Origin of the sequence: Frateuria sp., from assembly GCF_035944355.1 — a bacterium.
Taxonomy (GTDB): Bacteria; Pseudomonadota; Gammaproteobacteria; order Xanthomonadales; family Rhodanobacteraceae; genus Frateuria_A.
The window spans coordinates 273489-285205 of record NZ_DASZBH010000010.1 but is presented as its reverse complement, the minus strand read 5'-3'; the positions used below and the strand labels follow the sequence as shown (position 1 = coordinate 285205).

Genomic DNA, 11717 nt, shown 5'->3' with positions numbered 1-11717 from the left:
GCCGACGTGTTCGACTACATCGAGATGTTCTACAACCCCAAACGCCGCCACGGTTCAAACGGCGACCTGTCGCCTGTAGAGTTCGAACGGCGCTACGCGCAACGAGGGTCCTGAGTGTCTACGGAACCCTGGGCGATTCACGGTCTGCTGTCTAACATCCCGTTCAAGGCGGACGGCTTTCGCCCGCTTAACTCCAGCGTTAGGCACCGAAAAAGCATATGCCTATTTCCCACAGCCAATTTGGCGAACTTCGCCTGTCGCAGTTTGCTCCGGCATCCGAAATCGTTGCCTTGTCCAATTGGTGGTTCATGGGACGCTCTTGGGTTGGTGAGGCAATTGGATTTTCCGAGTGGCTTCGCCCGAACAACTCCTCGGATGTACTTCAGTCGCTGGCACTCGACTTAGCAGTACTACCAGAGTCCGTTTCAAGCGCCGTTCTCAGCCATCTCGGCTTGCCACTTCATCGGAGCATGCTTATAGAGCAAATCGCCGCCGTGCTTGGCGAACCCGTTGCTGTGCAATCGTTCGTCGCCGGTCGTACAAGCTACGAGTTCTGCTGGGGAGGCATAGAGTCCTACAATGTCTCATGCACTGTGCTAGCACATGGCGGCCTCACATATGTTGTTGTTTCTGTTCCTTCTACCGGCCAAGCGCGTGGTTCCTGACTATGCGCTCAAGCGGACCCGCGGTGTAAGCTGCTCGCTCAATCACACGCTTCGGCCGCACAGGACGCTTAGCTCAAGCATTAGAACTCATGGCAGCCCCTCGCAAAATCGTCGTGCACTCAATAAGCGGGCTGCGCCCGGAATTCGCGGCGCTTGTTGCAGATTGGATAAAGGAAGGCGTGGTCTTTCTTGGTGTTGTTGGCGTAGACGCGGCCGAGCTTGAGGACCTTGCTGACGACGTAGCGGTGGGCGACGGAAGCGATCCCTATTTCCTTCTCACGACATCTCACCCAGGCGAATCCTTGGCGGAGGCGGTGGAATTCGCCAAGATGCTTACAGGGGAGCATGCAGGTTCTGTTCGAGTGGTAGAGTTCTAACAACTCGTTCAAGGCGGACGGCGTCGCCGTCGTTTAACTCCAGCGTTAGGGCTCATGTACAGATCAGCGCGACTGGTAGCACTGCTAGCATCGACTTTGCTTGCTTCGTCAGCATTTGCAGGCGAATATGCTCACGTCGACATCAGCGAGCTCGTAAAATCCAAAGCACAATTCGTTGGCAGCCTGGTCACTACTCACGGCTGTCTCGTCAAGCATTTTCATGGCAGCTTCGTACACCCCTGCGGCAGCCATGATTGGCACGAATTAGTCCTGATCCAAGATCCAGATTACAGGGTGCCTGCGCTCTTCCAGCACCTGGGCATTGACTATTCGTGTGACGTACAGGGCGACTTCTCTGGCGTTATAGTTGAAGTCGAAGTTGCTTACCCAAATCCGCACAAGCATCTATTTCTACGGTTGAGTTCTGTGGCCAATGCCGCGCCACAAGGGCCCTAACAACTCATTCAAGGCGGGCGGTCTGCCCCCGCCGCTTAATTCCAGCGTTAGGCCTCATGAGCCACTCTCACGCATTTCAGTCCTGGCCCTTCAGCCTTCCCGTTGAAAGTGGCGTATTCACCACTCGCCAGGTCATGGAAGGCTTGGAGCCAATCCGCGAGGTCTACCACGATCCCGACGGCGACTGGCAGTTCCTATGCGGCACAACGCTTGATGAGAAGGACCTCAAGCTGGTCTGCCTAGGCTGCATGGTCGAGAACGACCCTACTATTGGGGAGTTGGCCGACATGCCGCCGAGCTGGTGTGCCATTCGACACGAATCCGGTGGCGCGTGGATTCAGGAGCCGTACGAGCCGCGCGAACATGAGGCCTGACAATCCGTCCAAGCCGACACCGCTTCGCGGCGCGGCTCAACTCAGATGTTAGCCGTCAGATAGGAGGCCACGCCAACATGGGCTCGAAATGTTTGGCAGGGCTTCTTGCCGCGAGCTGCTGCGTGTGTACCGGCCTCGCAAGCTCGACATCGCCAAGTCTTCGCATTGATGACGCGGCGCTAATTCGTCACATCAAAGCGACCGATTATGTATTCCGCTCAGCCTTAGGTGTTTGCCGCAACGAGTCGCTCCAACGCAGCAAGATTCGTGGCATACCTAGCTTCGTTTACAAAGCCAAGTGCCTCATCAATCCTCGTCCCGAAGAAGACTGCCAGAACTATCAGGTCACGGCCAGCGGTACGGTCGACACCATCGATTGGGCTACTGTACGTGACATTCGATTAAAGTTGCTTTGCTCGGCATAGTATGCGGCGGCTAACCAATCATTACAGCGGACGTGCTACGCAAGGCTTTAGATCTCATGATCGAGACGGAAGAAGGCGGCCGCCTTCGCCACCGCCTAACTCCATCGCCAGGACGTACCTCTTGCGACGAGCCTTGCTCCCCTTCTTCCTATCGTTCTTCCTTGTTGCCCCGGTCCTGGCGTCCGGCTGCCTGACGGCACCGGTGAGTTTGCAGCAGTTCCTGGGGCAAGGCGGCTGGGGCGTGCCAAGCAATTACGTGGTTTCGCTCCATGACCTCAACGGCGATGGCATCCAAGAGGCTGTGATTCTGCTTACCGACACGGGCTGGCGTGGTAGCGGCGGCTGCACCTTGCTGGTCGCTCAACAACGAGGGGAGGCATGGCACCTAATCAGCAAAACCACTCTGGTCCATCCACCCGTGGTCGCCCTGGAGCGCAAGCGTTCCGGTTGGCAATCCCTTAGTGTCATCGTGGGCGGGGGCGGCGTGGCCACGCATCCGGTCACCCTGGATTTTCGGCGAGGTCGCTACCCCTCCAACCCCACCGTGCTGCCTGCATCGGCCGGCTCATCTCCTTCTTCTGGCGAGCCACTCATCAACGGTCTGCGGTGCCAGAGTGGCACTGCGAGGCCTGACTCCTCGTCCAAGCGGACGTGATAGTTCCCACCGCTTGGTTGGCGCCCTGATCTAACTTTTCAGGCGTGCTCCATGCCCAAGCCAAGCCCAGAACGACCACGCGCTACAGCGAGCAATTCGAGGCCTCGGGCCTAAGCCGGGTCTCAGGCGTCCAGCTGCAGAACGTCGCCGCCTCGCTTTACATCCATCCCTTCATGCTGTCTCTTTGGCGCAAGCCCGTGCGAGGCACGGCTTCGTCGCTAACACACACCTGGGTCACAGGGGAATGAAGTGTCGAGCTCACGGTATTCAAAGCGCAGCGGCTATCTTTTCATCGTGGCCGGCTGCATGTTTTTCCTTGCCGCATACCTCGCCAAGCAAGTGGCGTTTTGCGGTGTGGGCGCGGCTTTCGTCGTCATCGGCGCTTTGTATCTGGCACGCGCCGGGCGTGCTTGACGGTTCTTGCGAGTGACGACTTCGACGGAGCGCGGGGCCGAGCCAGGCCCCTGACGCCAGCTCGAGGAAGAGCCCGGCATGAATCCGACCACTGGGCATCAGCTCTCCGCGAACCGGATGGCTACTACGTGGTGGTGAGCGCGCCGACCTAGGCGGGTTTCTCGTTCGCCGGGCCGAGCCGGCCAACCAAGACGGGACTGCAGGGCGGGGTGCGGCATGCCGCCGGCGCCGTGCGCCTGATCAGCCGGCCTTGTCATCCCTGGCCTGCATCGCCAGCTCGAATGACCGCCTGCGCAGCGCATGGTCGTAGATATTGGCGGTGAGCATGAGTTCGTCGGGACGGTGGCGGGCGATGAAGTCGGCCAGGCCGCGCCGCACGGTGTCGGGGCCGCCGACCACGGCGCAGGCGAGCGCGCGCTCGACGCCGAGCTTCTCCACGGGTGTCCAGTAGGCTTCGATGTCGTCGATCGGCGGTGGCACCAGTCCGGGCCGGCCGCGGCGCAGGTTGATGAAGCTCTGCTGCTGGGTGGTGAACAGCCGGCGCGCCTCGGCGTCGGTGTCGGCCGCGACCACGTTGAGGCCTAGCATCGCGTAGGGTTGCGCCAGCCGGCGCGAGGGCCGGAACTCGCGCCGGTAGATCTCGAGCGCCGTGTCCATCGCGTCCGGCGCGAAATGCGAGGCGAAGGCGAACGGCAGGCCCAGCGCGGCGGCCAGCCGCGCGCTGAAGAGGCTGGAGCCGAGCAGCCATACCGGCACTTCCAGCCCGGCGCCGGGCACCGCGCGCACGGCCTGGCCCGGCTGCGCCGGCTCGAAATAGTGCAGCAGTTCCAGCACGTCGTCGGGAAAGGTCTCGGCGGCGTCGGCATAGCGGCGCAGCGCGCGCAGGGTGGCCTGGTCGGTGCCGGGGGCGCGGCCCAAGCCCAGGTCGATGCGGCCCGGATGGAGCGCCTCCAGAGTGCCGAACTGCTCGGCCACCTGCAGCGGCGAGTGGTTGGGCAGCATGACGCCGCCGGCGCCGACGCGGATGGTCGAGGTGCCGTCGGCCACGTGGCCAATCAGCACCGCGGTGGCGGCGCTGGCGATGCCCGGCATGTTGTGGTGCTCGGCCAGCCAGTAGCGCCGGTAGCCCAGGCGCTCGCCCCAGCGGGCCAGGTCGAGGCTGTTGCGGAAGGCCGCGGTGGCGTCGCTGCCTTCGGTGATCGGGGCCAGGTCCAGTATCGAGAAGGGGATCATGCGCGGCTCCTTGGGAAGCTCTCGATCTGGGGTTGGCGGCACGTCTTTGCCAGCGGTTGCGCTACATTTTCCCCCGGCCGGGCCGATACAGCGCAAAGCACGCAAACGGGATCCGCACCAGGATGAGAGCCTTGTGGCGGCGGCTCTTCGCCGCACGGACAGCACCGCCCCGCCCTGCCCCGGCGCCGCCGTTGGCAGTGGTCGCGGCCGCTCCGGCGGCGCGCGATGCGGGGCCGCCGCTGGCGGTGGTGGCCGACCGTTTCCACCGTTTCGTGCTCGGCCTTCCCAAGGCGATCGACGACGCAGCCGCGGCCAGCGCAGCCGAGCAGGCGACCCTGCGGCGGCTGGAAGCCATCGGCGAACGCTTCGACGTGAGCGGCCTGCCGCGCCTGCCCAGCGTGCTGCCGCAATTGCTGCGCGCGCTCAAGAACGACAACCTCGGCGGCAACCAGCTGGCCGCCATGATCGGCCGCGATCCGGTGCTGGTGGGCGAAGTGATGCGCGTGGCCGGCAGCGCGCATTTCCGCACCGCGCAGCCGATCCACAGCCTGCAGCATGCGGTCGTGCTGCTCGGCCGCGACAGTCTGCGCCGGGTGGCCACCCAGCACGTGATGAAACCGATCCTGCAGGCCAGCGCCGGCATGCACGGGCACATGGCCGGCCCGCTGCTGTGGGAGCACGCCGAGCGCTGCGCGCATGCGGCGGCGTTCCTGGGCCGCCATGGCGGCTGCGATCCGTTCGAGGCGTTCCTCGCCGGCATGGTCTGCCATACCGGCACCGGCGCGATCGTGCGCCTGCTCGACCAGGAGGCGCCGCCGACGCTGGGCCCGTTCTCGCCGCCGTTCCTGGCCGGCTGCATGCGTATCGGCGCCCGGCTTTCGCTGCGCGCGGTGCGCCACTGGGAGATGCCCTCCAACGTGGTCGACGCACTGGTGGAACGGATGGACGAGCAGGCGCCGCCCGCTTCGGCGCTGGGCAAGGCGCTCGCCTGCGCCGATGCGCTGGCCATGGTGCAGATGCTTGCCGAGCGCGGCCTGCTCGATCCGGAGCTGGACTATGCCGGCACCTGGCCGATGCTCTATCCGGCGCCGGTGATGCTGCGCGGACAGCAGGACCTGCGCCGCCAGTTCGCGCCAGCGCAGGCCTGAACCCGAATCAACGCTGCACGGCGCTGGCCTGCACGTCGGCACGCAGCTGAGCGGCGATGTCGTCCGCGCCGGTGGCCAGCAGCGAGGCGAAGACCTTGGCGTAGTCGCCGCCGGCCGGCGCCGGCAGCGAGGGCTGCACGTGATAGGCGTGGCTGGAGACCAGCCCGCGCGCGTTGACGGTACAGCGCGTACTCAGCTCCAGCGTCACCTTGGACGGCGTGGCGTCGGTGTCCACGCGCATCTCGGTGAACACCTGCTCGCAATGGACCACCAGGTCGGTGAAGTACACCGGCTGCAGCGCATGGCGCAGGCGCGCCTGCAGCACCTCGGACACCGGCGGCGCGGGGATCAGCGTGATCGACTGGTCCAGGCCGCGCACCTCCACCTCCTTGGCCTGCTGGTCCACCTGCAGCCAGGGCGCGGAGGAAGGCAGCACCAGGTTTTCCAGCGCGACCGGCACGCGCACGTCCTGCGAACCCCCGCAGGCGGCCAGCAGCATGGCGCTCCCGGCGACCCATGCGAACTTCTTCATCGCGACTCCCCTCGAAACATGGCCAGCCCCGGGAATCTACAGGCCCGTGCCGGGCCGATCAACGCAAGCGCCGGCCAAGTGGCAGGCCAGTGGGCGTTTGGACGTCCATCCGCTTCAGCAGCGCGTGCGCACCGGGTGATCCAGGCCGCCGGCCACGCGCAGGAATTGCCGCCGTGCCGGCCCGAAATGCATCAGCCGCGGCACCAGCGCGTCGCGCAGCTCTCGCAGCGCGGCCGGCTGGCCGCGCATCAGGCGGGTCAGCGCCTCGATGCGGCGAACCACCTGCCGGTGCACCGGGTGGCGCAGCTGCGCGTAGTTGAGCAGGCGCGAGCGCTGCCCGGCCAGCGCGTCGGCGGCGCAGTCGGCGAACACGTAGGCGTCCTCTATCCCCAGGTTCATGCCGCGTGCGCCGAGCGGCGAGTGGACGTGCGCCGCGTCGCCGCCGAGCAGCACGCGGCCTACGCCGGCACGCTCGGCGACCCGGTGGGCGATGTGGAACTGCGACTGCCACGCCACCTCGCCGCAGACGGTGCCGGCCGGCAGCGCCGACAGCGGCGCGGCGCCGTTGCCGATCACGCGCCACAGGTCCCCCTGCACGCGCAGCACGAACAGGAAGCCGTCGGGCAGCAGCATCAGGTGTACGCGATCGGGATCCAGCGGCGTCGCCAGGCGCAGGTCCCACAGCTGCCAGGGTTCGGGCAGTTCGTCGCCGGGAAAGGCAAGGCCCAGCGCCTGGCGCACCGTGCTGTGCGCCCCATCGGCGCCGAACAGTATCGCCGCCCGCGTCCGCTCGACGCTGCCGTCCGGATGCACCAGGCCCACGTCCACGGCGTCGCCGGCCTGGGCCAGGCTGTCGAGTTTCACGCCGCGCTCGACCGCCACGCCCTGCGCCTGCAGCGCCTCGGCCAGCAGGGCCTCGGTGCGCGATTGCGGCAGCGAGAGCAGCGAGCGGTCGGTATCCAGCAGCGGCGAGAGCGGCACGGCCAGGTCGTCATGCCCGGGCCGGTGCAGGGTGGCGCCGCGGACGGCCCAGCCTTCGGCGAGCATGCGCCCGGTGACCCCGCTGTCCTCCAGCAGATCCTGCGTGCGCGGGTTGACCGCCAGCGCCTTGGAGGTGCGGCTGGGCGCCGGCGCCTTGTCGACGATGCGCACCGCCACGCCGCGCCGGGCCAGCAGCAAAGCGGCCGCCAACCCGGTGGGACCGGCACCGGCGATCATCACGGGCAAGGTGTTTGAAGGCATGACGCAAGACCGGCTGAGGAACGGTGCGAGCCTGGCAGCTGGGGCGGCAACCGCTCGTGAGGACGCGGCCGCCTAAACGCCGTCGCCGACCCTATGGAAGGCGCATGCGTCGTGCCGCAGCATCCGCTCGATCGGCGCGGCGCGCCCAACGTGGTCGCCCTGCATCCAGTCCACCTGCAGGCCGCGCAGCAGCTCGGCCGTGACCGCGTCCTCCACGAACTCGGCCGCGGTCTGCGCGCCGAAGGCGCGCGCCACCTGCACCGAGGCGCGCACCAGCTCCAGGTCGCGCGGCGAGCGGCGCATGTCGCGCACGAAGCTGCCGTCGATCTTGATCAGGTCCGCCGGGATCTGCTTGAGCCGGTCGAAAGACTGGAAACCCATGCCGAAGTCGTCGATGGCGAGGTGGCAGCCGCGCTCGCGCAGTTGCGCGAACAGCCGCGCCGAATCCTGCACATGGGTGATCGCCGCGGTCTCGGTGATCTCGAAGCACAGCTGGCGCGCGGGCAGCGCCAGGCCGTCGACCAGCGCCAGCAGCTCGACGGCGAACTCGCGCGAGGCCAGCGACTGCCCCGCGATGTTGATGCTCAGATAGCCGATGGAAGGCAGCCGCGCGCGCTGCTCGTCCATCCAGCGGCCGAGCCGGCGCAGCACGGCCAGGTCCAGCTCGGCCATGCGTCCGTCCTCCTGCAGCTCGGGCATGAACTGGCCGGGCAACAACAGGCGGCCGGCGTCATCGCGCAGGCGGCAGAGCACCTCACCGCTGAGCGACCGGGACAGGCCGGCGGCCAGCGGCGCGATCGGCTGGAACCACAGCTCGACCTCGCCGGCACGGATGCGCGAGAACACCACGCTGGAAAGCGACAGGCCACGCTGCCGCGAGAGCCGGGCATCGCCGCCCCCGCCGGTTTCCTGCTCCGCGCGCAGCCAGCGCATCTCGCCGCGCTGCTTGGCCTCGATGGCCGCCCGCGAGGCGGCCTGCAGGCGCTCGTCCAGGCTGTCGCCCGCGGCCACCACGCCGAGATAGGGCAGCACGCGCACGCGTTGGCCATCCCAGGTGAAGTCGCACCGGTGCAGTCGTTCCAGCGCCTGATCCCAGTCCACCGTGCCGTGCGGATCGGCGCTGGCCAGCACCAGCTGCCCGGTGCCGATGCAGTAGACCTGGGCCACCCCACGCAGGCGCCCGGCGACCCAGCGCATCAACGCCGCCTGCGCGATCAGGCCCAGGCAGGCGGTGATCTTTTCGGTGCGGTCCAGCAGCAGCAGGCCCAGCGCGGGCGGTTCGGGCGCGCAGCGGCGGCGCAGCGCCGCCAGGTTGGGCAGGCCGGTGAACGGGTCGGTCAGGCTGTCGCGCTCGTGCCGGATGGAGGCCGCTTCCCGCTCATTACCGTAGAGCATCAGCAGCACCACCAGCAGCTGCAGCACCGCGCACTCCAGCGCGGTGCGCAGCAGACCGAACACGTCCGGCAGGCGCACCGTCTCGCTGGCATGCCGTGCCAGGCCGACGGCGAACAGCAATTGCGCCAGCACCAGCAGCGGCATGCTCCAGCGCAGGCGCAGGCGCAATGCCGCCCACACCAGCGCCGCGGCGATCAGCAGGCGGTTGTGCAGCAGCATCCCCGGCAGCAGGTCCGGATGCAGGCCCAGCCGCGGCGCCCACTGCAGCAGGCCCAGCGGCAGCAGCACGCCTACCGCCAGCAATCGCCACGGCACGCCCCGCCACCAGAGCGCGCGACCGTTTGCATGCGTGGCGAGCACCAGCATGGGCAGGGCCAGCACCAGCACGCCGAACAGCTCGGCGAACAGCACCTGCAACTGGTCGTTGGCGAGCAGCCGCCAGTCGGGCACCGGCCAGGCCAGCGCCGCCTCGAGCAGCAGGTTGCCCACGGCCATCGCCAGGGGCAGCAGCACCAGCCCGTAGAGCACGAAGCCTGACACGTCGGCCACGCCGAACGGCCGACCGGCGCGCGGCCAGCCCATCCGGCGCGCGGCCAGGCGCAACAGGCCGTAGGTGCCCGCAGCGGAGCACACGCCGAACAGGTAGATCGTCGGCGGCGGATGCCCGGCATGCGCCGCGGCCAGCCACATGCACGCCATGGCCAGCACGCCCAGCCGCAACGGAAGCCGGTCGCGATGGAGCATCGCCAGCGCCAGCAGGTAGCCGAAGTGCAGGTGCACCAGCGAGGCGTCGACACGGATGCCGAAGAAGCCCGCGCGGTAAGGGATGTTCACCCAGTAAAGCAGGGCGCACGGCGACGCGAGCAGCAGGCTGCGCGCCCAACGTGTCCCCCGCTCGACCATGCGTCCCCCTTGCAGTCCGCCATGCGGCGGCGGCCGCTGCGGCGGCCGCCGTCGCCGCCCGCGAGGGGCGGCTTCAGGGCTTATCGGTCGCGCGGGTGAAAAATGTAACGGCCATCGGGATCCCAGAGTCAGGCCGGCGGCGTGCCCGGATGACGCGCCTGCCACGCGGCCAACGCCGCGCGGTAACGCTGCACCGCCGCGTCGTAGCGGTCGAGCACGCAGTTGACGCAGCCCTCGCCGCAGCAGTCGCCTGGACCGGGTTCCGCGGGCGGAACCGGCGGCGGATCATCGGGGAACGGTTCCATGGCGGTGATGGTACGGCGCCCCTCACACCATGGACACCCGCAGGCGACGCTTCGCCAACCCGCGCTCCACAACGATTGCGTCGGGCCCAGCGCCCGCCGACCGCGAGGAGCGCCATGAAAACCCGCCACGTATTGAGCACCCCCGACCTGGCGACGGCCAGGACGGTCATGCAGGCCGCCCGAGCCGCCGGCATACCCGAGCGGGACATCTCGCTGATCGCCCGCTCGGACATCGAACTGGAAGCGGCGCCGGAGCAGCACAAGGAAGCCGGCAGCGATTTCTACCCCGCCGCCTTGCGTGGCGTGATCGGCGGCGGCGCCACCGGCCTGCTGGCCGGGCTGGTGGCGGTGGCGATCCCGCCCGTCGGCATCACCCTGGCGGGCGTGGCCGGGCTGGCCATCGCCGGTGCGCTCACCGGCGGCTGGACCAGCGCGATGGTCGGCGCCTCGGTGCCCGATCCGGTGCGGCGCAAATTCGAGGGCGAGATCGAGGCCGGCCGCATCCTGGTCGTACTCGATGCCGGCAAGGATCTGCTCGCGCGCGCCGAGCCGGCGCTCGTTCGTGCCGGCGCCACGCCGCTGCCGTTCGACCAGCCCACCGCGCTGACCTGATCCCGGCAGGCAGCCCGTGCGGATGAGCATGAGGCAACCCGCACACCGGCCTTGCACGCCTCTTTCATGGTCCACCGACACCGTGTTCAACCGTGCCCGAGGAACATCTCACGGGTTCCCGCAGACCGCCGTCGGAGTGCCCATGGAACTCGATCGCCTGATGACCCGCAATCCCAAGTTCTGCCTGGCCACCTCGCCGCTGGAGGAAGTGGCCCGGGCCATGCGCGACGAAGACGTCGGCGAGATCCCGGTGGTCGACCTTGACCGCCACCCGATCGGCGTGATCACCGACCGCGACATCGTCGTGCGCACGCTCGCGGCCGGCCGCAATCCGCTGGAAGTGCGTGCGCAGGACTGCATGACCGCGCCACCGATCACCATCCAGGAAGACGCCACCGTGGAGGAGTGCGCTCGGCTGATGCAACGCCAGCAGGTGCGGCGCATCCCGGTGGTCGACGGCAAGGGCGCGTTGTGCGGCATCGTCGCGCTGGCCGACCTGGAGCGTTCGGACGCCCGTTCGCTGCAGCACGACGTCACCCGCAGCGTGTCCCGGCCGCACTGACCCATTACCCGAAGGAGACTGCCATGAAGATTCGCCTGTTGTGCTGGAGCCTGCTGCTGGCTTCCTCGTTCGCACTGACCGCGTGCAACCACCACGCCAACGAGGAGAATGGCGAGAACGGCGCCGCCGCCCCGGCGACTGCGCCCGCCACCACGCCGAGCACCACCCCGGCGACCACCCCGGCCACGACGCCGCCCAGCGGCTCGACCGCCATGACGCCGCCCGCCACCATGCCGGCGCCTTCCTCGACGGCGACGATGCCGGCACCGACCTCGACCCAGCCCAATTCCTCGGGCGGCATGCACTGACGCGCCTGCGGCACGAACAGAAGGCACGGATGCGGGCCGGCCAGGGATGGCCGCGGCAGGTGGAACGACCCGAGCCTGGCCCATGCCGGGCTCGTTCGTGTGATGGCCTAC

Annotated in this window: 14 protein-coding genes; 9 read left to right on the top strand and 5 right to left on the bottom strand. The window is 67.9% G+C overall.

What is annotated here, in order from left to right; translation table 11 throughout:
• The 5 genes from VGU03_RS08675 to VGU03_RS08655 all read left to right on the top strand — a co-directional run.
• The coding region (locus VGU03_RS08675; protein WP_327478489.1) for an IS3 family transposase at window positions 1–114 on the top strand (114 nt) is incomplete at its 5' end.
• Window positions 115–218: 104 nt separating this feature from the next.
• Window positions 219–665 carry a hypothetical protein gene (locus tag VGU03_RS08670; protein ID WP_327479986.1) on the top strand — a complete coding sequence of 149 codons (447 nt, stop codon included), beginning with the start codon at window positions 219–221 and terminating at the stop codon, window positions 663–665.
• Window positions 666–754: 89 nt separating this feature from the next.
• Window positions 755–1042: a hypothetical protein gene (locus VGU03_RS08665; protein WP_327479985.1), complete on the top strand. Its 288-nt coding sequence runs from the start codon at window positions 755–757 to the stop codon at window positions 1040–1042.
• Between the two features lie 512 nt (window positions 1043–1554).
• Window positions 1555–1872, top strand: a complete 318-nt coding sequence (locus VGU03_RS08660; protein ID WP_327479984.1) for a hypothetical protein — start codon at window positions 1555–1557, stop codon at window positions 1870–1872.
• A 546-nt stretch (window positions 1873–2418) separates the two neighbouring features.
• Entirely contained in the window at window positions 2419–2952 is a 534-nt protein-coding gene (locus VGU03_RS08655) for a hypothetical protein (protein WP_327479983.1), read from the top strand.
• Window positions 2953–3606: 654 nt separating this feature from the next.
• Here the strand turns inward: VGU03_RS08655 and VGU03_RS08650 are convergent.
• Complete coding sequence (locus VGU03_RS08650; RefSeq protein WP_327479982.1) at window positions 3607–4599, bottom strand: LLM class flavin-dependent oxidoreductase; 993 nt, start codon at window positions 4597–4599, stop codon at window positions 3607–3609.
• A gap of 197 nt (window positions 4600–4796) precedes the next feature.
• On the opposite strand from VGU03_RS08650, the gene VGU03_RS08645 reads away from it, so the two are divergent.
• Window positions 4797–5747: an HDOD domain-containing protein gene (locus tag VGU03_RS08645; RefSeq protein WP_327479997.1), complete on the top strand. Its 951-nt coding sequence runs from the start codon at window positions 4797–4799 to the stop codon at window positions 5745–5747.
• Between the two features lie 7 nt (window positions 5748–5754).
• Here VGU03_RS08645 and VGU03_RS08640 read toward each other — a convergent pair whose 3' ends face one another.
• The 4 genes from VGU03_RS08640 to VGU03_RS08625 form a co-directional block, all read right to left on the bottom strand.
• Window positions 5755–6279, bottom strand: a complete 525-nt coding sequence (locus VGU03_RS08640; RefSeq protein WP_327479981.1) for a hypothetical protein — start codon at window positions 6277–6279, stop codon at window positions 5755–5757.
• Between the two features lie 114 nt (window positions 6280–6393).
• Complete coding sequence (locus VGU03_RS08635; protein WP_327479980.1) at window positions 6394–7521, bottom strand: FAD-dependent oxidoreductase; 1128 nt, start codon at window positions 7519–7521, stop codon at window positions 6394–6396.
• 72 nt (window positions 7522–7593) lie between these two features.
• Window positions 7594–9819 carry a bifunctional diguanylate cyclase/phosphodiesterase gene (locus tag VGU03_RS08630; RefSeq protein WP_327479979.1) on the bottom strand — a complete coding sequence of 742 codons (2226 nt, stop codon included), beginning with the start codon at window positions 9817–9819 and terminating at the stop codon, window positions 7594–7596.
• A gap of 128 nt (window positions 9820–9947) precedes the next feature.
• The gene (locus VGU03_RS08625; protein WP_327479978.1) at window positions 9948–10124 is read right to left on the bottom strand and encodes an oxidoreductase-like domain-containing protein; all 177 of its coding nucleotides are present in this window, start codon (window positions 10122–10124) and stop codon (window positions 9948–9950) included.
• Between the two features lie 114 nt (window positions 10125–10238).
• On the opposite strand from VGU03_RS08625, the gene VGU03_RS08620 reads away from it, so the two are divergent.
• The 3 genes from VGU03_RS08620 (at window position 10239) to VGU03_RS08610 (ending at window position 11606) form a co-directional block, all read left to right on the top strand.
• The gene (locus VGU03_RS08620; protein WP_327479977.1) at window positions 10239–10736 is read left to right on the top strand and encodes a hypothetical protein; all 498 of its coding nucleotides are present in this window, start codon (window positions 10239–10241) and stop codon (window positions 10734–10736) included.
• 142 nt (window positions 10737–10878) lie between these two features.
• Complete coding sequence (locus VGU03_RS08615; protein ID WP_327479976.1) at window positions 10879–11298, top strand: CBS domain-containing protein; 420 nt, start codon at window positions 10879–10881, stop codon at window positions 11296–11298.
• A gap of 23 nt (window positions 11299–11321) precedes the next feature.
• Window positions 11322–11606 (top strand): hypothetical protein, encoded by a 285-nt coding sequence (locus VGU03_RS08610; protein ID WP_327479975.1) that lies wholly within the window; start codon window positions 11322–11324, stop codon window positions 11604–11606.
• Window positions 11607–11717: the final 111 nt, after the last annotated feature.